Genomic DNA, 23,216 nt, shown 5'->3' with positions numbered 1-23,216 from the left:
TGCCAAGGGGTTCCACTTATTAATAGCTGGACATATATTGTTCTCTTTCCCAAGGGTGAACTTGTGTACGGAACATATCCCATTCGATTTCTTTTGATTCGATAAAGTGTTCAAATAAGTGCTCACCAAGAGCTTCTACAATTGTTTCGTCTTTTTTCAATTCATCTAATGCATCGGCTAGCGTAGCAGGTAAATCTTTTACTCCATTAGCTTCACGCTCTTCTTTATCCATTACATAGATATTGCGGTCTATTGCTTGTGGAGCTTCTAATTTATTTTCAATTCCGTCTAAACCAGACGCTAAAAGTACAGATAGTGCTAAGTATGGGTTAGCAGATGGGTCTACACTACGAACCTCAACACGTGTACTTAAACCACGAGAAGCTGGTACACGGATTAATGGACTACGGTTAGACCCGGACCAAGCTACATAACAAGGTGCTTCATAGCCAGGTACAAGACGCTTATAAGAGTTTACAGTAGGATTCGTTACTGCTGTAAATGAAAGAGCATGCTTAATGATACCTGCAATGAATTGATATGCAGTCTCACTTAATTCAAGTGGTCCATTTTCATCTAAGAATGTATTTGTTTTTCCTTTGAATAATGACATGTTACAGTGCATACCAGAACCGTTAACACCGAAAAGTGGTTTTGGCATAAATGTAGCATGTAAACCGTGTTTACGTGCAATAGTTTTAACAACTAGTTTAAATGTTTGAATATCATCTGCGTGCTTAATAGCATCAGAGTATTTAAAATCAATTTCATGCTGACCAGGAGCAACTTCGTGGTGAGATGCTTCGATTTCAAATCCCATTTCTTCTAATTCAAGTACGATATCGCGACGGCAATTTTCACCTAAATCTGTAGGTGCAAGGTCAAAATATCCACCCTTATCGTTAAGTTCTAGAGATGGATCACCTTTTTCATCTAATTTGAATAAGAAGAATTCTGGTTCTGTACCAATGTTAAAGGCAGTGAAACCAAGTTCTTCTGCTCTTTTCAGGTTACGTTTTAAATTATAACGCGGGCAACCTTCAAATGGAGTACCATCTGTATTATAGATATCACAGATAAAACGCGCTACTTTCCCTTTTTCAGAAGTCCATGGGAATACAACGAAAGTATCTAAGTCTGGATAAAGCTTCATGTCAGATTCTTCAATACGTACAAAACCTTCGATTGAGGAACCATCAAATACCATTTGGTTGTCCAACGCTTTATCCAATTGGCTTAATGGAATCTCGACGTTCTTGATTGTTCCAAGTAAATCTGTGAACTGCAAGCGGATAAATTTGACATTTTCCTCTTTGATTCTTTGCTTAATCTCTTCTTTAGTTAATCCCATTGAGTAAACTCTCTCCTTTATCATTTTAATGGAAGAATCTTGATAATTCTCCCTGTCTTAACGAAGTTTTGCCCAATCTGCCAGCATCTAATAATTCTTTATGCAATATTTTTCGTAGTTCCTTTTCAGATATTTCAGACGATTTTGCATCTGAAGCGGAATTGGAATCGGACTTTTCTGTTTTCGGCATACTTTTCATTTCAAGCACTTGTTTGATGCCTGCTAAATTGAGACCTTTTTCAATTAATTCTTTAATTTCTAATAGACGATCTACATCATTAAATGAAAATAGCCGTTGATTTCCTTCTGTCCGAGATGGATGTATCAATTGATGCTGTTCGTAGTATCGGATTTGCCGTGCAGTTAATCCTGTAAGTGATTTAACAATTCCGATAGAAAACAAGGGCATGGAACGTCTATCTAAATCACTCATCTCAATCACCCCTTCCGTCTGTTTTCTATAACTCTATTATACACTTTGTAAATTTAGTGTCAAGACATGTTAGGTAAGTTAACATAAAAATCATCAGCGAAATTTGATCGTTAATCCTCATGATTTCAACTTGTTTGCCGCATTGATAACTGCTAATTTGACATGATTGTAAGTTAAGCCACCTTGTACAAAAGCAGTATATGGTTCTCTTATCGGACCATCTGCTGTTAGCTCTAGACTTGCTCCTTGTATAAAGGTACCTGCTGCCATGATCACATCATCTTCATAGCCTGGCATTGAGGCAGGATATGGCAGTACATGTGAATTAATAGGTGACTGTCTTTGAATTGCCTGACAAAAAGCAATCATTTGCTCAGCAGTATGGAATGTAACCGATTGGATTAAATCTGTACGGTGAGCATCAAATGTGGGCGTTGTATTATATCCAAGTTTTTGCAAATAAGCAGAAGTAAATACCGCTCCTTTTAATGCTTCACTTACAACATGTGGTGCAAGAAACAAGCCTTGATACATTTCTTGTAACATACCAATACTTGCACCAACTTCTTTCCCAATTCCTGGAGCTGTTAACCGGTTAGCTGCCATTTCCACATAAGCTTTCTTCCCAGCAATATAACCTCCCATTCTAGCTATACCGCCACCTGGGTTCTTAATTAAAGAACCGGCGATAAGATCTGCACCTAAATCAGTTGGTTCTTTCATTTCCACAAATTCCCCATAACAATTGTCAACAAAAATAATGACATCTTCTTTTAAATGGCGAATTTGCTTGATTACTTTCTCCATTTCCTCTATTGTTATCGATGGTCTGTCATCGTAACCTTTGGATCGCTGAATAGCAATAACTTTCGTCTGATCGTTTATCATTTGCTTCACTTGCTTGAAATCAATACAACCATCATTCAAATCCGTATGGTGATATTGTACGCCAAAATCAGAAAGTGATCCCGATACAAATTTTTCATGGCCGATCACTTGATTTAACGTGTCATATGGTTTTCCGGTAATATACAATAATTCATCGCCTGGACGAAGAACTCCGAACAAAGCTGTGCTTATCGCATGTGTCCCAGAGGTTATTTGAGGACGGACAAGTGCATCCTCTGTTCCAAATACAGAAGCATAGACCGCTTCTAACTTATCTCTTCCATAATCATCGTATCCATAACCGGTTGTTGGATTAAAATCACTGTCACTGACTTGATGTGTTCGAAAAGCGTTTAACACTTTTTCTTGATTATAGTATTCCACCTCTTGGATTTTATGGAAAATTGGTTCTATTTGTTTCTCGACTTCCCTAATTATTGATTGATTCATTCTTGATGGAACTCCTTTATTTCTTTCATAATAGCATGATTCGGATCGACAAATCCCTCCACATGATAGCCTGATTTGTCCTCTACATAGGTCTGTTTTTCCAAAATAGCATATTGTCGTATTTTTGCTAGTTTACTTGCTTTATCTTCCGGTACAAAACCTGAGAAATAAGTCCATTGTTCTTTAATTAATTTTTCGATCTCCTGTTTCACACCAGAAATATCTTCACTTTCTAGGGCACTAATGATCAAATATGGATGGGATGATGGAACAAACTCATCTGCTTCAATTAAATCCTTTTTATTATAAATGGTTAAAATCGTAATAGTATCTGCTTCTAATTCTGATAATAATCGATAAACTGTGTTTTCATGATCATGTCTATTCGGTGCAGCGACATCGATCACATGCAGGATCAAGTCTGCTTCACGAACTTCTTCTAATGTAGAACGAAACGCCGCTATAAGCGCTGTTGGTAAATCCTGAATAAATCCAACTGTATCCGTTAACAACACTTCGAGATTGGACGGCAGTTTCATTCTTCGGGATAACGGGTCTAATGTTGCAAATAATTTATCTTCATAGAGAGAATCGCTTTTCGTCAGACTATTGAACAAAGTTGACTTTCCGGCATTGGTATATCCTACAACTGCAACTTGAAATAGTTGTTGTTTACGTCTATTGCCACGATATTGTTCCCGTTGATTGACCACTTGTTTTAAACGTCTTTTAATATCATCCATTCGATTTTGAATATGACGACGGTCTGTCTCAAGCTTTGTTTCACCAGGTCCTCTGGTACCAATTCCACCACCTAGTCTCGATAAATCCGCACCTTGTCCATGCAGTCTTGGTAGCATATATGCGTATTGAGCAAGCTCTACTTGCAGTTTACCTTCTTTGGTACGTGCTCTAGCTGCAAATATGTCCAGTATTAGTTGACTTCGGTCAATTACGCGCACATCCAACTGTTCCTGCAAATTCCTGATTTGCCCACCTGACAATTCCTCATTCGTTATGACAATATCAATATTTTTCTCTTCTATAAGTTGGTTAATTTCCTCTAATTTACCTTCCCCTACATAATATTTCCGATGTGGAGCAGGACGTTTTTGAACGATTGTTTCAACTACTTCGCCTTCTGCAGTTTGTACAAGAGCTTCTAATTCATCTAATGAATAATAAAATTGTTCTTCATCTTTTTGTTCATGCATAATAGCAATTAATAATACTTTCTCGATAGCGATCACCTACTATTTTTATTTATTAGTGTAACAACAACATATGTTTTAATGCATAGAAAAGGCGCTACTGAAAGAATAGCGCCAATCATGCTTCATTATTCCTTATCAAGCGTAACATTTTTAGATGGAGCAAAGGTGGATATTGCATGCTTGAAAATCAACTGTTGCTTTCCTTCTGTCTCAAGCAACACCGTAAAATTATCAAATGCTTTAATGACTCCACGTAATTGGAATCCATTAGTTAAGAATACAGTTGCCGGAATACGTTCTTTTCGAAGTTGATTTAAATACTGATCTTGAATATTGACTGATTGAGACATGGTAGTACCTCCTCTAATTTCTCTATGTTTTTTATATTCTATGTTTCTTCATAGAATCCTTCTAAATCTGCTAAAATATTTTGAAAAACCTGATTCTTCGTTTCTACTGTAATGGAGTACCAATCTACAGGCATCTTATTCTTGAACCAAGTATATTGTCGTTTAGCAAACCGACGAGAATTTGTTTTCAAAGTGTTAATTGCTTCTTCCAAGCTTTGTTCCCCTTTTAGGTAGGGAAGTATTTCTTTATAACCAATACCTCGCATTGCTTGAGTATTCTCCAGACCTGCTTGATAAAGGCCTCTGACTTCTTCGATTAATCCTTCTTCCACCATTTGATCGACACGTTGATTGATTCGCTCGTACAATAGTGGACGATCCATCTCTAAACCTATGATGCGAAAATCGTAACGAGATTCTTCCTGTTGCTTTTGCTGGTACTCTGTCATTGTCATACCTGTACGATCATAGACTTCAAGTGCTCGAATAAGGCGCCGGCTATTGTTAGGGTGTATTTTTTCCGCTTGCAAAGGGTCTACCTGCTTCAATCGCTGATAAACAGAATCAATTCCCTCACGTTCCATTTCAATCTCAATTTGTTCGTGATATTCGTTAGATCTTTCACTGGCTGCGAATTGATAATCATATAATACAGATTGTATATATAAACCTGTTCCACCAGCAATGATCGGCAGTTTACCCTTCTCTTGAATCTTATCAATATTTTCTTGCACTTGTTTTTGAAAATCAGCAACAGAAAAGGAATCGACTGGGTCTAATATATCTATCATATAGTGAGGGATTCCTGCTTTTTCTGCTTCAGTTACTTTGGCTGTACCAATATCTAGGCCTTCGTAGATCTGCATGGAATCTCCACTGATTACTTCACCATTAAATTTTTTAGCAACCTCAATAGATAACGCCGTCTTCCCTACAGCAGTTGGACCAACAATGACTACTAATTTCTCTTTCATGTTATCACTTCCAATGATGACTATGCTTTCTTACAGTATACCTTACATTACCTGTTTCTTCATCTATTTACATGATTCGTTTGAACATTTTTTCCATTTCGTACTTAGTGAATTGGATAATAATCGGTCTGCCATGTGGGCAAGTAAAAGGCTCCTCACATTTTCGCAAGTCATCTAGCAGTCGTTGCATATCCCCTGTATTTAAATAATGATTAGCCTTGATCGATCGTTTACACGACATAAGAATAGCTGCTTCCTCTCTTAACTTGTGCAAGTTGAGCTGCTTTTCTTGAATTAGTTGATCTACCATGTCCCGGATTATCTCTGCTTCTTCACCTTTTGGAAACCAGTGTGGGTGTGACCTTACTATATAGGCATTTTGGCCAAATGCTTCTAAAAATAACCCTACTTTTTGTAACTCTTCTTTATATTGTTCAATATAGAGTGCTTCTTGCTGCGTAAATTCAAAGGTTAGCGGGACCAATAAGTCTTGCACATGCCCATCTACTTCTCCTATTTTGTCTCGGAAATATTCATATTTGATTCGCTCTTGAGCTGCATGTTGGTCAATAATATAGAGCCCTTCTTCATTTTGAGCTAAAATATACGTACCATGGTGCTGGCCAATTGGATACATAACTGGCACTCGAGTCTCTTCTTTATTCACTACCTGTTGCTGTTCTTGTGAATTACCTTCTACTACTTCTTCCAAGTTATTGCTACTATTATGTTCATTATTTTCTATTGTCATACTAGTGCTAATATGTTCTGCCTCACGAACCATTCCGATATCGTCTAATGAGTCCTGATCTGACTTCTCTTGAAAGGGTTCCTGCATCGGTGTATTCGCACTTGGCTGATGTCTGTCAAAATCAAATTGTGGCTGATCTGATTTCTCTTTTGGAGTACTTTTTTTCTGACCAGCAGGTATTAGCGTCTGTTGATGAAGAGCATCTTTAATCATTTTTTCCACTGCTTGAAATAACTCTTTTTCTTTACTAAATCGTACTTCCAATTTAGTCGGATGAACATTAACATCGATTAAATACGGATCCATCGAAATATTCAGCACGACAACCGGCTGCCTGCCGATTGGAAGAAAGGTGTGAAAACCATTGGTAATAGCTTTTACCAGACCAATACTTTTAATAAAACGGCCATTTACTATGGTCGTAATATAGTTTCTTGAAGCTCTGTTGACTTCTGGTTTTGCAATATATCCGGTTATTTCGTAATCTAATGTTTCGGTATGCACGGGAATCATTTGTTTTGCTACTGACATCCCATATACGGAAGCTGCAATTTGTCGTAAATCTCCTTTACCTGTCGTTTGAAATATTCGCTTACCGTTATGGGTTAACTCAAAACGGATATCAGCATGAGAGAAAGCCATGCGGTTAATAATATCTGTGATATGACCTAGCTCTGTATGAACAGTCTTTAAATACTTAAGCCGAGCAGGAGTATTAAAGAAGATGTCCTGAACAGTAATTTCAGTACCTTGCCTGGCATCACTTCTTCCTTCTTCTTTAATATGGCCCCCTTCTAAAAGCATTCTTGTTCCTGCTTCATCGCCTGTAGATGTTTTAATTTCTAACCGGCTAACCGCTGCAATACTTGCAAGGGCTTCACCTCGAAACCCTAGTGTTCTCACATGAAAAAGGTCGTTTTCATTATTTATCTTACTCGTTGCATGTCGTAAAAATGCTTTCTTACATTGATCATGAGGAATACCATTCCCATCATCTGTTACTTTGATTTCTTGTAATCCAGCTTCTTTAATCTCGATTTTTATCCAACTGCTGTTTGCATCAACACTGTTTTCAACTAACTCTTTGACAACAGAGGCGGGGCGTTCTACGACTTCACCCGCCGCAATCTTATTGGCTAAATAATCCGGAAGTTCGTTGATTTGCATCTATTCTCGCCCCTTTAATCCTTGCGCTTTCTTTTGCAATTGGTAGAGCTCATTGATCGCATCCATTGGTGTCATTTCCAATAATTTAATCTCCTGTAAACTTTCTATAATGGCTTGATATGCTGATGGTTCGTCCTTTTTAACAGGTTCTTCCGGTGCGAAAAAAGAGATTTGTTCCATCGCCAAGTCATTCTCTTCCTGCTTCACCGTAGAAAAGGATTGCTCGCTCGACTTTCCTTCAAATTGGGACAAAATAATATTAGCTCGCTTGATTAACTTATCTGGTAACCCTGCTAATTGTGCTACATGAATCCCATAGCTTTCATCTGCTGCTCCTTCGTGAATCTGATGAAGAAACACTACCTTTCCTTCTATTTCTTCCGCTCTAACATGGATATTTTTAAGAGAAGATAAGTTATCTTCTAAACTTGTTAATTCATGATAGTGAGTAGAAAATAGTGTTTTAGCTTTAATATGATCATGGATATATTCAATAATTGCTTGAGCTAGAGCCATTCCATCATAGGTACTCGTTCCTCTTCCGATTTCATCAAGTAATATGAGACTATCATTCGTAGCATGTTGAATGGCGTGATTAGCTTCTAGCATTTCTACCATAAAAGTACTTTGACCTGATACAAGATCATCCGCTGCACCAATGCGTGTAAAAACCTGATCCGTTATCGACAGATCGGCACGTTGGGCAGGAACAAAACAGCCGACTTGAGCCATAATAATCGTTAAAGCTAACTGCCGCATATACGTACTTTTACCAGACATATTCGGTCCTGTAATTAATAACAAATGTTTATCATCAGCCAATTCAATGGTGTTAGGGACAAATTGTTCACCTTTCATCACTTGTTCAACGACTGGGTGTCTGCTTTCTTCTAAGTAAATATGATGATCTTTTGTAAAGTTAGGTCTGACATAATTATTCTCCTCACTTACCGTTGCGAAACTTTGCAATACATCAATTTCACTTAATGTTTCTGCTAATTGCTGTAAGTCAGGAATAAATCTTTTTACTTTTTCTCTAATCTCAAGAAAGAGTTGGTACTCTAATTCAACACTTTTTTCTTCTGCTTCTAATATTAATGTTTCTTTTTCTTTTAATTCTTCGGTAATAAATCGTTCAGCATTCGTTAAAGTTTGCTTACGTTGATAACGACCTTCTGGAATCATCGGCAAGTTTGGACGAGTTACCTCAATGTAATAACCGAATACTTTATTAAACCCGATTTTTAACGACTTAATATTCGTTTCAGCTTTTTCTTTTTGTTCCAGTTCTGCTATCCAATGCTTTCCATTCCTTGACGCATCTCGATATTGATCTAACTCCTGATTGTAGCCATCCTTGAGAAGCTTACCTTCTGTTATTGAAATTGGCGGATCTTCAGCAATACTGTTTTCAAGAAGTTCGTAAAGTTCGGGTAACGGATCCATCCTATCGGAAAGCGCTTGTACTGCCTTACTATCAAATTGTTTTAACTGCTCTTTGATATACGGAACTTTTGCCAATGATCTCTTCAATTGAATTAAATCTCTTGCATTGACATTTCCAAATGATACCCTACCTGATAACCGTTCCATATCATAAATAGATTGCAAGGCTTCTCTGATTTCTTCTCGTTCGAAAAACTGTTCATAGAAACCGTTAACTAAATCCAGTCGTTTTTCAATTAACGATTGTGTCAGCAATGGCCTCTCTAGCCATTTCTTCAGCTTTCGTGCTCCCATGGCCGTAACAGTGCGATCGATTACCCATAATAAACTGCCATACTTTTCTTTTCGCAATAACGAGGAAGTAATTTCTAAATTACGTTGAGAATACATATCTAATGTCATATATTCGGCAAGCTCAATCACTTGAGCCTTCTTCAAGTGGTCAATTGCCCTTTTTTGTGTATGGTATAAGTATTGGTATAACACCATACAAGTCTTTCTAAGATGGTCATCCGCAATATCATTGACAAGTTCAGCTATGGCTTGATCAGGTGTTGTTTCTTTAGCGTATGAAACAGTTAGTTGCATTTTTTCTTTTAATTCATCAATATATGTAGCAGCTAGATCTTTCTCGACAACTACCTCTTTAATAGGACGGTTATATAACTCACTTAACACCGCACTCCATCCACGTTTTATTTCCATGACGAATGTTTCACCTGTCGACATATCGGTATAGGCTAGATTAAATTTCTGATCAGTTGTTTCTGTCACTACTGCCAAATAATTATTTTCTTTATCATCCAGCATATTCCCTTCCATCACAGTACCAGGTGTAATAAGTTGAACTACTTCTCTTTTGACTACACCTTTTGCTGCTTTTGGGTCTTCTACTTGTTCACAAATTGCCACTTTATACCCTTTATCAATTAATGCTTTGATGTAGTTTTCAGCAGAATGAAATGGAACACCGCACATCGGAATTCTTTCATCGCCGCCACCATCTCTGCTCGTAAGTGTTATTTCTAGTTCTAATGCTGCTTTTTTTGCATCCTCAAAAAACATTTCATAAAAATCGCCTAAACGAAAAAATAAAAAGCAATCCTGGTAATCTGCTTTTATTTTTAGATACTGCTGTATCATTGGCGTATAACTCATTCTAATATCCCCCAACATCTTTCATTTCTTGTAACATTATAGCATAGAAGCAGAATGCAGATAAACAATTAAGAAATTACCTCACCCCGTATCATTCTCCCTATTTTTAAAAGTGGAAAGGGAGTAAGATAAGAAAAACCGGCAATCCTCGCCGGACCGTTATTACTTTGGTAGTAAGTATGAAATATTTGAACAGCTTAATCACCACTCCGGCTGCCCACTCCCCTTTTCGTGGGTTTTGCCCTTCAGCTAACTTTTTCGAGCAAAACCCGATCGAAAAAGTGGATCTTCAGCCCAAAAATTCCCACAGGAGTGGAAGTGGGAGGTCTCCGCTATTATCATGCTCTACAACGATAGCATGAGCTAACAAGGTTGTTTTCCCTTACTAATAGCGATTTTTACCTTGTCCATTGTAAAAAGTTAACCTATTACCGCTGACAAGAATTGTTACACCTCCTCATAGCCAACAATAATTATGGAGACTCCTGCGCTGATTTTATACTTTCTTTCTATAAAAATAAAAAAATACAGTGTGAGCATTCCCCACACTGTATACGTTATTCTTCTTCATGATCGTCTAGGAAATCAGGGTCAATGTCATCGAATTCATCATCTGAAATTGCTAGATCCCAATCTTCATCATCATAGACTTTACCTTTAGGATCTACCTTAACAGAGATCTTTGTTTCACCAATTACTTCTACTAGGAATTCTCTTTCTGCATCCACTTTAATTTTATTCCCTTTCGTATCAATACTGCATTCTAAGCAATTTGGTTGTTGAATGACTTTTGCAATTACTTCACACTCATCACCAATATGTTGTTTATCTCGAATCGATAACGGTACATGATCACAATATTCTACTCGTTCTGTTACTACTTCTGTTTTTGTATTATCATTGTATGCATACCACACATTTACATCATAAGTTCCTTTAATCTCTACTGTATCCTTTTTCACTAATTTTGCATGATAGTTATGATTGATAATCCAACAACCTAAAATACTTGATGGACGATGGGCTGGTGTGATAGTATTCGTTTCTTGCTTAAATTTTCTTCCCTTTCCAATGACCGCTTTTGTTATAATTTCTCGGTATTCTTGGTCTAGATAAGACATCGAATTATAACCTCCCTCTTATTTCAATTTCATCATATGCGAGATATTCGTCTATAGTGCCTTCATTCGTATAAAAAATGTTAGCCATAGCGCCTACTTCATCCTATGCAGTTGCCTAGGAATGTGTACATATGTAAAATGAGGGATTATAAATTCGTTACAACCCTTCCTAAAGCTAGCTTATTTACAGTAATTTTGACAAAACGGTTCACAGATAATATTCCATCTTCTCCATTCATAACTTCATTATAAGTTCATGAATTTTTTTAATTATCCACCTTATCCCATCAACTATTTTTCGTGTACAGTTACAATTACCCCATCCATATTGTTTCCTGAAATCTCATACTCCTTATGTTCCGGTATATTAATTGTTAGGTTTTTGGAAAATGGATAATATGTAACAGTGTATTTCTTATCCTTAAACTCTATAGAAACTTTCTGGTTCTCCTTCAGATAATCCAAGTAACCTTCAATCGCTATCTCCTTTCATCCATACAGAAAAAGCACGATCAACTCTATTGGATGATCATGCTTTTATTGATTGTTAACAATGACTTTGTCCTTTTTTAGACCCTGTTTCTCCAGCAAGTACATCTCCACCAGTGGAGCGAATCACTTCATTTGTAATCTCCCTAGCAATAGTATTGGTTACAAGTTGAAGAAGATCATTAATGACAACTTGTGATTCCTTAAATTCCTGCACAACTGGAATTTCATCAATTTCTTCTTGCAAGCGGTCGATTTCTGCTTCCACACGTTTTAATGCTTCATGCTTACCATAAGCTTGGAAGTTAACGGCTTGTTTTTGTAAGGCTTTGATTTTTTTAATCGAGCTTTGAATTTTATTATTTTCATTTAATTTAGCTTCTAATTGCTTAAAACGATCGATTTCTTCGATGTTAGCCATTTTGTTAGCTAATTTATGTGCTTCTTCAATCACTTCTTGTCTCGTATATTTTGCCATTTATTTCACCTCAACTGCTGATTCAACCATTTCTCCATCTAGAGTCCATGTTTTGGTGTTCGTGATCTTCACTTCAACAATTTCTCCAATGACAGATTTTGGTCCTTTAAAGTTTACTAATTTATTGCGCTCAGTGTATCCAGATAAGACATCAGGATCTTTTTTACTTTCGCCTTCTACCAATACTTTTACTGTTTCACCTTGATATTTTTTCATTGCTTCTGCTGATTGCTTGTTCACTAGTGCATTCAATCGTTGCAGGCGCTCTTTTTTCACTTCCATTGGAATATTGTCTTCCCAACGTGCAGATGGTGTACCTTCCCTAGGTGAATAAATAAAGGTATAAGCACTTTCAAATCCAACTTCTTCGACAAGCGTCATCGTTTCTTCAAATTGTTCATCTGTTTCATTAGGGAAACCAACAATAATATCAGTAGTTAATGTAGCGTTTGGCATGGCTTCTCTAATTTTTCGTACCAATTCTAAGTAGCTTTCTCTTGTATAACGACGCGCCATTACCCGGAGAATGTCAGAGCTACCTGATTGTACTGGTAAGTGAATATGATCTAGCAAGTTACCACCTTTTGCAAGTACTTCAATTAAGCGATCGTCGAAGTCGCGGGGGTGTGATGTTGTAAAACGCACACGTGGAATATCAATTTTGCTGATCTCTTCCATCAAATCACCGAGACCATACTCAAACTCTAAGTCTTTTCCGTAAGCATTGACATTTTGTCCTAATAAGGTAATTTCTTTATATCCTTGAGCGGCAAGGTGACGTACTTCCTGGATAATATCCTCCGGCATACGACTACGCTCTTTACCGCGAGTATATGGCACGATACAGTACGTACAGAACTTATCACAACCATACATAATGTTAACCCATGCCTTAATTTTACCTTTACGTTGCTTTGGAAGGTTTTCAATAATGTCGCCTTCTTTAGACCATACCTCGACAACCATTTCCTTGCCAAACATCGCTTCATTAATGAGTTGTGGTAAACGGTGAATATTATGTGTACCGAAAATTAAATCAACAAATGGGTGTTTTTTCAAGATACGGTTAACTACTGACTCTTCTTGGGACATACATCCACAAACACCTAAAATTAAATCTGGATTCTCTGTTTTTAATGGTTTTAAGTGACCAATTTCACCAAATACTTTATTCTCTGCATTCTCACGGATTGCACAAGTATTTAATAAAATAATATCTGCATCATTCGTATCTTCTGTTGGAGTGTATCCCATTTGGGTAAGAATACCAGCCATCACTTCGGTATCATGCTCATTCATTTGACATCCATAAGTTCGGATAAGGAATTTTTTCCCTTTACCAATCGCTCTCATCTCTAATGGAATGTCAAAATCATAATGAATATCTACATCTTTTTTCAATCGTTTCTTTGCTTTACGCATGTTTGGTGGTTCATAAGTCGTTTGGAAATATCTCGAAATTAACTCATCGCTTGACATGTTTTTTAAACGATCTAAATTATCGTTCGCATCGGATTTTACGTCCGCCGAACTCTTTTGGTTAATTTGTTGACTTTCTAATCGTTGTTTTTCGTTCATGCTATTTATCTCCTTTCTTACCCCTAATCAATCTTAACAAACTACTTCATCTATTATAGGGGAAAAACCGTGTAAATACAAAGCGAATTAATTGATATTTTAGCAATTATTCTGGAAAATGGTTGATAAAATTTTGATAACTAATTTTTTCTACAATGGACGCAGGAAATTTTCGTTTCATTGCAGCTTGTAAGTAGCCATACTGATTGATAGAAGACAAATTTTCTACAAATTGGTCTGTTCCATCGAAATCAGACCCAAATACGAGATGATCTTCTCCACCAACACTTATAAAAAAGGATATATGTCGCAGAAGGTCATCTATAGTAGCACGATGATTGGCTGTCACAAAATATTGGACGAAAGTAACACCTATTAATCCGTTGTAATTAATGATTTTACGTACTTGTTGTTCCGTTAGATTACGAGAATGTGCACAAACAGATCGACTGTTTGCATGAGAGACTATCAAATGGTCACTAAGTTCTACTGCTTCATCAAATCCTTGCTCCGAAATGTGTGCGAGATCGATCCATGTCTTATGTTGATTAGCCAACTCAATAACTTTTCTCCCCAGCGAACTAATCCCACTACCTCTTGGCTCTTCTATCCCGTCTACAGCTAGATTTACATGATTCCAGGACATACCAATCATCTTCACACCTAGCTGAAGAAGTATTCTCAGTTTGTACAGATCCGCCCCAATACAATCCAGTCCTTCTAAGGTTAGCATCGCACCTTTTTCATTCGGTTTCAGGCTTTCTATATCTTCCTTCGTTTGAACAAAGCGGATATTAGAAAACGGTTTAATAATTCTCTCAAAAAAAAGGTCTATCATATGTAATGCCACAGCAAATTTCGATTCTGTAGGAGTGTGTTCAGGAATATAAATAGCAAAACACTGCACTTTTACTGGACTTTGCATCCATTTCTGATAATTTACATCTAGGACGGAATCATCGTCAAAATTGACATGGTGCAACCACATTTTAGACAATGCATCACAATGACAATCGATAATCATCTACTCCACTCCCTGCTAAAAATAGACATTTAAAAACCTGTTTGTCTATTAACAAACAGGTTACTAATATTCCGTATTATCTCGGCTCGACAATTAACTTTATAGCTGTACGCTCTTCATTATCAATCATAATATCAGTAAAAGCTGGAATACAAATGAGATCCACTCCACTTGGAGCAACAAAACCACGTGCGATTGCAACTGCTTTCACTGCCTGATTAAGTGCACCGGCACCTATCGCTTGGATTTCCGCTGAACCACGTTCACGTAATACATTTGCAAGTGCGCCTGCTACAGAATTCGGGTTTGATTTTGCTGAAACTTTTAATATGTCCATTCCTGGTACCTCCTTCAATTGCTATTGTTATTCCACTTTTACTATATTCATGATATTGCAATATATTCCTTTTTATTATGAAGGATAGTCGTCGAAATTTCAAATCTTTCGCTGGTGGCAAGGCTTAGGAGAAGAACGGATGATCATCATTTATTTGTATTCGATCAATTTTTACTGCCTTTCCTGAAGAATTATCGATATCGATTAATACTCCACTTAATTGGGCGCGTCCTGATTTTGGTACCTCAAAACGGACAGGCAATCCAGTAAGGAACTTCTTGATCACAGCTTCTCTCTCCATTCCTAATATCTCGTCATAAGGTCCAGTCATTCCAACATCCGTTATATAACCTGTCCCATTAGGTAATATACGATTATCTGCCGTTTGCACATGGGTATGTGTACCTACAACTACACTTGCTTTACCATCAGCATACCATCCAAAAGCTTGCTTTTCGCTTGTGGCTTCTGCGTGAAAGTCAACAAAAATAATATTAGTACGCTTTTTTGCCTCATTAATCAATTCATCTATTTTACGAAACGGATCATCAACTGGCTGCATAAACGTCCTGCCAAGCAAATTGATAACTGCTATCTCTTTTCCATTTGATTTAATGTAGACAATCTCATTTCCGGGTGTATCAGGCGGTAAATTACCTGGTCGAACCATGTAAGTGGCATCATCAATAAAATTAAATATTTCCCGCTTATCCCAGGTATGATTGCCCATAGTAAGTGCTTGCGCCCCCCACTCAAGTAGGCTTTTATAAATTTTCTCGGTAATGCCTTTTCCTGCTGCTGCATTTTCACCGTTAATAATCGTTACATGTGGTTGATACTTTGCTTTTAATTTTGGTAAATACTCTTGTACCATATTTCTTCCTGGTGAACCTACAATGTCACCAATAAATAAAATCTTCATCTACGTCTACCTTTCTATTTTAAGTACCCATAGTTTTGCACATTATTTTCTAAAAGTCAAAGTTTGATGCACCACCTTACCTAGACTTATTCATATGATTAGTATAGTAAAGAATAAGCAATATAAAGTGAGTCTATGATTCACCCTTACTGATTATTAGCTATGCTTACCAGGGGATTAGCAACTGTTATCCTTATGTTACTTGAAGTCGATGTCAAGAGATGTATAGTTCCATAATAAACATAAAAATAGAGAGACTATGAAAGCCTCTCTATTTCGCATATTCTACTGAACGAGTTTCTCGGATTACGGTTACCTTTATATGACCTGGATAATCCAACTCATCTTCAATTCGTTTACGAATATCTCTTGCGATCTTGGTAGATTCTGCATCATCAATTTCGTCTGGTTTGACGATGATACGAATTTCTCTACCAGCCTGAATTGCAAATGATTTTTCAACACCTGCATATGATTCTGAAATTTCTTCTAATTTTTCTAAACGTTTAATGTAATTTTCTAATGTCTCACTTCTTGCACCTGGACGAGCAGCTGAAAGTGCATCTGCTGCAGCAACGATTACCGAAATAACAGATGTTGCTTCTTCGTCTCCGTGGTGTGAAGCAATTGCATTAATAACGACATCATTTTCTTTGTATTTCGTTGCTAGTTCTTTACCGATTTCTACGTGGCTGCCTTCCACTTCATGATCGATTGCTTTACCAATGTCATGTAATAAACCGGCACGTCTAGCCAGTGTTTGATCTTCTCCGAGCTCAGCAGCTAATAGACCGGATAAATAAGCTACTTCCGTTGAGTGTTTTAAAACATTTTGTCCATAGCTAGTTCGATATTTCAATCGCCCTAATATCTTCACTAAATCAGGATGAAGACCATGAACTCCTATTTCAAAGGTTGTCTGTTCTCCATATTCACGAATATATTCATCGACTTCACGTCTTGATTTATCCACCATCTCTTCAATTCTCGCGGGGTGAATTCGCCCATCCTGCACTAATTTCTCTAATGCAATTCGAGCAATCTCTCGACGAATTGGATCAAAACCAGATAGAATTACTGCCTCTGGTGTATCGTCAATTATTAGATCAATACCTGTTAGTGTTTCTAAAGTTCGAATATTGCGCCCTTCTCGCCCAATAATTCGACCTTTCATCTCATCATTCGGAAGATTGACAACGGAAACAGTGGTTTCTGCAACATGATCAGCAGCACATCGTTGTAGTGCGAGAGATAAGATATCTTTCGCTTTTTTATCTGCTTCTTCTTTCGCACGATTTTCTGCCTCTTTAATTATCATTGCTGATTCATGAGTAACTTCTTCTTCCACACGTTGCAAAATAATTTGTTTTGCTTGATCCGTGGTATATCCTGATATCCGTTCTAATTCTGCTTGTTGCTCGCTTAACATTGCTCCAACTTTGCTTTCCATTTCTTCAATTTGTTGTTGTTTTTCTGTAAGCGAACCTTCTTTCTTTTCTAACAATAACTCACGCTTGTCTAAAGTTTGATCCTTACGATTGAGGTTTTCTTCCTTTTGCATGAGACGACTTTCAAGCTTTTGAATTTCTGCTCGACGTTCTCTAAGCTCTTCATCCGCTTGTTGACGAATTTTATGGTTTTCGTCCTTCGCTTCTAGTAATGCTTCTTTCTTCGCAACTTCAGCGTTTTTATAGCCCTCTTCCACAATTTGTTTTGCTAATTCTTCTGCACTCGAAATTTTCTTCTCTGCAATTTTCTTTCTAATCAGATAACCAACAACAATACCGACAAATGTAAGCAAAATGGAGATGATGATCGCTACAGTATCCATACTTTCACCTCCTCTTGCTATAAACTTGTACAATTTTTTTAAGTCGGCATGTACAATAATACATTTTTAAAAATTTAAATGTATAATAATATATGAATTATACATGTTAATTTTAATCTTCTATTACTTGGATGTCAAGGATTGTAAAGTTTTTGCACAGATAAGTGAAATTAGAAATATTTACCCGAATCTATAACCTTATTCATTTGTAACTGGAAAATGAAAGTAACTTCTCTTATTTCTCTTCTCTTCCTTCGAAAAACATCATCCCATTAGAAAAGCGCAGAGCGCCCGTCTAGAAACGTAGCGGCTTCAGAATCAACTGAGATAAAGGAATCACGGTGAGTTTACGAACCGATGATGACTTATCGTAGGGCGATTCGTGAAGTCGCCTAGTTTCTGGGCGCTCGGAGCTAGACAGGCAACCAATTTTATGCTTTCTTACCTTTTTAGAAAAACCGGCAAACCCCGCCGGTCCTGTGCAAAGTAGTTATTTTGACATGAATAATAGGCGTAACAACTGCTGCGGCTTGCCCACTTCCCTTTCCGTGGGGCGGCCTACTTTAAGTACTACTCTACAACCTATATCAGAGGTAGAAATCTGGATTATTATCTCATGGAAGCACTAAAATATGTCATTGAAATCTAAAAAAATTGTCATACCTATGGTTTAAAAGAAGAAAAACTCTGCAGTCTATTCACAGACTACAGAGTTTTTCTTTATTCCTCTAGTAAACTTTCTTGGAGCTCTTCTTCTTCGTTACCATCTTCTATATCATAGTGGGCTCGAATAGAGCGATAGATTTCCTCTGCTACAGCAGGATTTTCTTTTAAGAATTGTTTAGCATTTTCACGCCCTTGGCCAAGTCTTTCATCGTTATAAGAGTACCAGGCACCACTTTTCATCACGATATCCAAGTCAGATCCTATATCTAGTATTTCCCCTTCACGAGATATACCTTCACCATACATAATGTCAACCTCAGCTTGTTTGAATGGCGGCGCTACTTTATTTTTTACGATTTTAATACGTGTTTTGTTACCAACCATATCATTTCCTACTTTTAACGTTTCTGCACGTCTTACTTCCAATCGAACGGAAGAATAGAACTTCAATGCTCTACCACCAGGAGTTGTTTCCGGATTACCGAACATCACACCGACTTTTTCACGGATTTGGTTGATAAATATAGCCGTAGTCTTGGATTTATTGATTGCACCTGATAATTTACGTAACGCTTGAGACATCAAACGTGCTTGTAAACCGACGTGAGCATCACCCATTTCCCCTTCAATCTCCGCTTTTGGTACTAAGGCAGCTACAGAGTCAATAACAATAATATCAACGGCACCACTACGAACAAGAGCTTCAGCAATTTCCAAAGCTTGTTCACCAGTATCAGGTTGAGATAACAATAGCTCATCCACATTAACACCTAATTTTCTTGCATATACCGGGTCCAGCGCATGCTCCGCATCGATAAATGCAGCTTGTCCACCTGCTCGTTGTGCTTCAGCAATGGCATGAAGAGATACTGTTGTTTTACCAGATGATTCTGGTCCATATATTTCAACTACACGTCCACGTGGGTAACCACCAACACCTAATGCAACGTCTACTGCAATGGAGCCACTTGAAACGGTTGCTACTTTTTGTTCTGCCTGTTCACCAAGCTTCATAATGGAGCCTTTACCGAACTGTTTTTCAATTTGTTTTAACGCCATATCTAAGGCTTGTTTTCTATCACTCACATTAATTCCTCCTTCATATCACTATTACTATCTTACAATCTTTTGGCTCGTTTCACAAGTAAAAAAACGAATAAATGTTCCCGTTATTTTCATAACAATAAAAACAATTATGGATAAAACGCCTGATGAAAAGCATTTTCCCTTTCATTAATCCTCTAGAAAAAATGCTTTTCTGTTTATGTTAATAAATATTTTCATATTTTAAGATGATAAAATAGCAATTCAAATGCTTTTTTAACCGCGCGATTTCGAATTGCTTGACGGTCACCATTAAATCGAAATTTTTCCGTGTAGTACTGATCACTTGCATCACATATAGAGATATAAACCGTGCCAACAGGCTGATTTTCCAATTCTTCCGGTCCAGCTACGCCAGTGAAACTAATACCAAGTTTTGACTGATAGACTTTCTTTACTTGTAACGCCATAGCTTCGGCACACTGTCTACTAACGGTTCCATAAGCTGTAATAAGCTCATCATTCATCTTTAATGCCGAAATCTTGGAGAAAGGTTGATATACAACAGCTGCACCATTAAATATTGCTGATGCTCCACCTTGATCCACTACTTTAGAGGCAAAAGCACCTCCCGTCAAGCTTTCAGCACTAGCCATCGTCAACTGTTTTTTCTTCAATAATTCAAATACTTTCTTTTCGATACCAATATTGTCATAGCCATAAAGGTATTGTCCGACTTGTTCTTTTATCTTTAGTTCTATCTGATCAATCAGTTGCTCTGCCTCTTGATTATTTTCCGCCTTAGCAGTAAGTCGTAAAGCTACTTCTCCTTCAGATGCTAAAGGAGCAATCGTAGGATTAGTTTGACTCGATATTAAATCTCTAAGCTCATGTTCTAATTGAGATTCGCCAATCCCAATAAAGTGTAACATGCGAGATTTGATCACTGTATTTAAAGCTAATGCATCAGTTAGAAAGGGTAATACACCTTCTGTCATAATTGCTTTCATTTCCCGTGGCACACCTGGCATAAACACCCAAAGTGTTTGATTATAGTCTGCGATGATTCCTGGTGCGATTCCGACAGAATTATGCAACACCTTTGAACCTTTAAACACATGCGCTTGCTTACGATTATTCGGTGTCATCATACGACTATTTTTGATAAAAAAAGCTTCCATTTTATTTAATGTATCTTGATCTTCTATGATTTCTAAACCTGATATATGTTGAAATGCCTCTCTTGTAAGATCATCTTCTGTCGGACCTAGACCTCCTGTTATGAAAACAAGATCAGATCTTTTTCCAGCTTCACGAAAAACGTCGGCTAAGCGATTAAAATTATCACCTACTGCTGAATGATAATAAACAGAGATTCCCTTATCCGCTAACTGTTCTGAGATCCAGGCTGCATTTGTATTAACAATTTGTCCTAACAATAGCTCTGTACCTACTGAAATAAGTTCTGCTTTTACTTCAGTCATTATTTAGATTCTCCCATTACATGCCAATTTTTCACAAAATATTCTACTCCTGAAACAATCGTAATGATTAAAGCAGCATATAACAAAATAGTATCAATTGGTAGTCCAAGTGCAGAAAACGGTACATTATGGAGCAACAAGAAAATGATCGCAGCTATTTGCAGAACTGTTTTCAATTTGCCAAGCTGTCCAGCAGCAAGTACATTTCCTTCTCCTGCTGCAACAAGTCGCAACCCTGTAACTGCAAATTCACGACTAATAATAATAATCACTACCCAAGCAGGTGCCATATCCCAAGCAACTAACAATATAAATGCGGCAGAGACTAATAACTTATCTGCCATTGGGTCAAGAAATTTCCCCAGATTTGTCACTAACTGATATTTCCGAGCATAATATCCATCTAGCCAATCCGTTGCTGAGGCTACCGCAAAAATAATGACAGCAACTAAATGGGCAATAGGAATGGACTGATTAGCAACCTGCCATACTCCCCAATCAAATGGATAGGATAATAATAAAATAAAAAAAGGTATCAGCATAATGCGCGATAAAGTTATTCGATTAGGTATATTCATTACTTAACACTCCTTCATTTTTTAAGAAAACCAAACTAAACCCGGCAGATTCAGCTCATCACTGAATCAGAACAGGTAACAACTGTGAGCTAGTATTGAGCAGACATTTAATCGCTTATTCGAGTCTTTTCATCCAAAATTAGCGTTATTTTTGATGAATAGCGGAATAGATGTCCACAAACAGCATAAAAAACCCACTTTTGTCACAAATAACGGAACAAATGTCCGCTCGACCCAGATTCTGGTGATCCTCGTTACTTCGTATTTTATGATTTATGTACATTGTTTTATTTTCTGAAAACATAACCCTCTTTATCAATCAAAAGAGGGTTATGAAATAGTGTTTATTGTTTTTCAATCGTAATCCAAGCTCTTTGAATTTGGGATGCTTGTATCTCGTCAGATAACTCAAGTTCTTCACCATTCAATTCAATATTGATGGATTGTGGTTCCCCAAACCTTAAATATAACTCTTCAACATCTGAAACATCAAGCTCCAATGGGCTTTCATCAGTACTAAATGTTTTTTCATATAGACTGTTACCTGTTTCATCTGCGATTTCAAGCCAATTTCTATTTTCAGTAGTAATCACTAAATTGACATTATCTTCAGTTGTTGTCAAGTTATAGTAAGACTCGTTATTTTCATAGTTATCCAAGGATACCTCTGTTTCCTGTTCTGGTTCCTCGGGCTCATCCTCTTCTACTTGTTCTTCATCTGAGGATTCACTGCCTTCACTTTCTTCGTCTTGACGTGGTGACGTATCCTGAGTTGGCGGTAATTGCACGGATTCTCCCGCTGTATTATCATCATTACCTGCCGGAGTCGGACCTCCTTCATCTCCGGCAAAATAACCTTGTCTAAATAACCAAACCAATACGACAATACCAATGATCAATAAAACTACAATTACACTCGGTAATAGCGAAAAAATCGCTGGTGTTTTGGTTGTTGGTTTATTTTTTTTACTGCTCTTCACTCTAGAAAGTGCTATATTTTCCTCTTTCTCAAAAGGTAAATCATTTTTGTACTCTTCCATTAATTCATCCGGGTTTAAGCCAAGTATTGTTGCATATTCCTTAATAAAAGCCCGTACATAAAAAGAACCGGGCATAACATTAAATCGTTCCTGTTCTATCGCATCCAAATACCTTACTTGTATTTTGGTAAGATTTTGAACATCATCTAGTGACATATTTTTACTTTCACGTTCTTCTTTTAGTCTTTCTCCGATTCCCATCTTAACACCATCCATCAATCATTAATCTATATTAATCGAACTGTATATGATAACGTACTCTATAATAGCTGACGTTTATTTACTCTAATATGTTTCATTTTAAACAACATATCTTAATCATATCTTAAAATAAAACGATTGAAAAGTGATAATATACATGAAATCTTACAAATTAAAGAAATTTTAATAAAGAAAGACATGACCATAAAGTTAAAAACCCTATAAAACATATAAATATGCT

The 23,216-nt window shown here is 37.1% G+C and carries 19 protein-coding genes; all 19 read right to left on the bottom strand.

The window, feature by feature from the left end:
- Positions 1 to 19: 19 nt before the first annotated feature.
- The gene (gene glnA / locus GHT08_RS04005; RefSeq protein ID WP_163579983.1) at positions 20 to 1,351 is read right to left on the bottom strand and encodes a type I glutamate--ammonia ligase; all 1,332 of its coding nucleotides are present in this window, start codon (positions 1,349 to 1,351) and stop codon (positions 20 to 22) included.
- A gap of 25 nt (positions 1,352 to 1,376) precedes the next feature.
- Positions 1,377 to 1,784, bottom strand: coding sequence for a MerR family transcriptional regulator (locus GHT08_RS04000; protein ID WP_163579981.1), 408 nt, complete (start codon positions 1,782 to 1,784; stop codon positions 1,377 to 1,379).
- 117 nt (positions 1,785 to 1,901) lie between these two features.
- Positions 1,902 to 3,122: a methionine gamma-lyase family protein gene (locus GHT08_RS03995; protein ID WP_163579979.1), complete on the bottom strand. Its 1,221-nt coding sequence runs from the start codon at positions 3,120 to 3,122 to the stop codon at positions 1,902 to 1,904.
- Positions 3,119 to 4,372, bottom strand: coding sequence for a GTPase HflX (gene hflX, locus GHT08_RS03990; RefSeq protein WP_337747071.1), 1,254 nt, complete (start codon positions 4,370 to 4,372; stop codon positions 3,119 to 3,121). The genes GHT08_RS03995 and hflX overlap by 4 nt, the downstream gene beginning before the upstream one ends.
- A gap of 89 nt (positions 4,373 to 4,461) precedes the next feature.
- The gene (gene hfq / locus GHT08_RS03985) at positions 4,462 to 4,686 is read right to left on the bottom strand and encodes an RNA chaperone Hfq (protein ID WP_018934477.1); all 225 of its coding nucleotides are present in this window, start codon (positions 4,684 to 4,686) and stop codon (positions 4,462 to 4,464) included.
- A gap of 38 nt (positions 4,687 to 4,724) precedes the next feature.
- Positions 4,725 to 5,660 carry a tRNA (adenosine(37)-N6)-dimethylallyltransferase MiaA gene (gene miaA / locus GHT08_RS03980; RefSeq protein ID WP_163579978.1) on the bottom strand — a complete coding sequence of 312 codons (936 nt, stop codon included), beginning with the start codon at positions 5,658 to 5,660 and terminating at the stop codon, positions 4,725 to 4,727.
- Between the two features lie 67 nt (positions 5,661 to 5,727).
- Positions 5,728 to 7,578, bottom strand: coding sequence for a DNA mismatch repair endonuclease MutL (gene mutL / locus GHT08_RS03975; RefSeq protein WP_163579975.1), 1,851 nt, complete (start codon positions 7,576 to 7,578; stop codon positions 5,728 to 5,730).
- On the bottom strand, positions 7,579 to 10,182 hold the full coding sequence (mutS, locus tag GHT08_RS03970; protein ID WP_163579973.1) for a DNA mismatch repair protein MutS: 2,604 nt from the start codon (positions 10,180 to 10,182) through the stop codon (positions 7,579 to 7,581). It lies immediately after the preceding gene.
- A gap of 557 nt (positions 10,183 to 10,739) precedes the next feature.
- Positions 10,740 to 11,303: an outer spore coat protein CotE gene (gene cotE, locus GHT08_RS03965; RefSeq protein WP_153834231.1), complete on the bottom strand. Its 564-nt coding sequence runs from the start codon at positions 11,301 to 11,303 to the stop codon at positions 10,740 to 10,742.
- Positions 11,304 to 11,850: 547 nt separating this feature from the next.
- Positions 11,851 to 12,270: a YlbF/YmcA family competence regulator gene (locus GHT08_RS03960; RefSeq protein WP_163579971.1), complete on the bottom strand. Its 420-nt coding sequence runs from the start codon at positions 12,268 to 12,270 to the stop codon at positions 11,851 to 11,853.
- A complete protein-coding gene (gene miaB / locus GHT08_RS03955; protein ID WP_163579969.1) occupies positions 12,271 to 13,848 on the bottom strand; it encodes a tRNA (N6-isopentenyl adenosine(37)-C2)-methylthiotransferase MiaB in 1,578 nt (525 codons plus the stop codon).
- A gap of 106 nt (positions 13,849 to 13,954) precedes the next feature.
- Positions 13,955 to 14,872 (bottom strand): dipeptidase, encoded by a 918-nt coding sequence (locus GHT08_RS03950; protein WP_163579967.1) that lies wholly within the window; start codon positions 14,870 to 14,872, stop codon positions 13,955 to 13,957.
- 76 nt (positions 14,873 to 14,948) lie between these two features.
- Positions 14,949 to 15,209 (bottom strand): stage V sporulation protein S, encoded by a 261-nt coding sequence (locus tag GHT08_RS03945; protein ID WP_003468886.1) that lies wholly within the window; start codon positions 15,207 to 15,209, stop codon positions 14,949 to 14,951.
- 124 nt (positions 15,210 to 15,333) lie between these two features.
- Positions 15,334 to 16,131, bottom strand: a complete 798-nt coding sequence (locus tag GHT08_RS03940; RefSeq protein WP_163579965.1) for a TIGR00282 family metallophosphoesterase — start codon at positions 16,129 to 16,131, stop codon at positions 15,334 to 15,336.
- Positions 16,132 to 16,402: 271 nt separating this feature from the next.
- Positions 16,403 to 17,962, bottom strand: a complete 1,560-nt coding sequence (gene rny, locus GHT08_RS03935) for a ribonuclease Y (protein ID WP_018934489.1) — start codon at positions 17,960 to 17,962, stop codon at positions 16,403 to 16,405.
- Between the two features lie 720 nt (positions 17,963 to 18,682).
- Positions 18,683 to 19,714, bottom strand: coding sequence for a recombinase RecA (gene recA, locus GHT08_RS03930; protein ID WP_163579963.1), 1,032 nt, complete (start codon positions 19,712 to 19,714; stop codon positions 18,683 to 18,685).
- Between the two features lie 194 nt (positions 19,715 to 19,908).
- Complete coding sequence (locus GHT08_RS03925; RefSeq protein WP_163579962.1) at positions 19,909 to 21,156, bottom strand: competence/damage-inducible protein A; 1,248 nt, start codon at positions 21,154 to 21,156, stop codon at positions 19,909 to 19,911.
- Positions 21,156 to 21,734: a CDP-diacylglycerol--glycerol-3-phosphate 3-phosphatidyltransferase gene (gene pgsA / locus GHT08_RS03920; RefSeq protein WP_163579960.1), complete on the bottom strand. Its 579-nt coding sequence runs from the start codon at positions 21,732 to 21,734 to the stop codon at positions 21,156 to 21,158. Before pgsA ends, GHT08_RS03925 begins: the two co-directional genes overlap by 1 nt.
- Positions 21,735 to 22,078: 344 nt before the next feature.
- Positions 22,079 to 22,975 carry a helix-turn-helix domain-containing protein gene (locus GHT08_RS03915; RefSeq protein ID WP_163579958.1) on the bottom strand — a complete coding sequence of 299 codons (897 nt, stop codon included), beginning with the start codon at positions 22,973 to 22,975 and terminating at the stop codon, positions 22,079 to 22,081.
- Positions 22,976 to 23,216: the final 241 nt, after the last annotated feature.

It is taken from the genome of Gracilibacillus saliphilus (assembly GCF_010994085.1).
Taxonomy (GTDB): domain Bacteria; phylum Bacillota; class Bacilli; order Bacillales; family Amphibacillaceae; genus Gracilibacillus; species Gracilibacillus lacisalsi.
The sequence above is the reverse complement of the archived record's forward strand: the minus strand, read 5'-3'. Positions and strand labels throughout refer to the sequence as shown.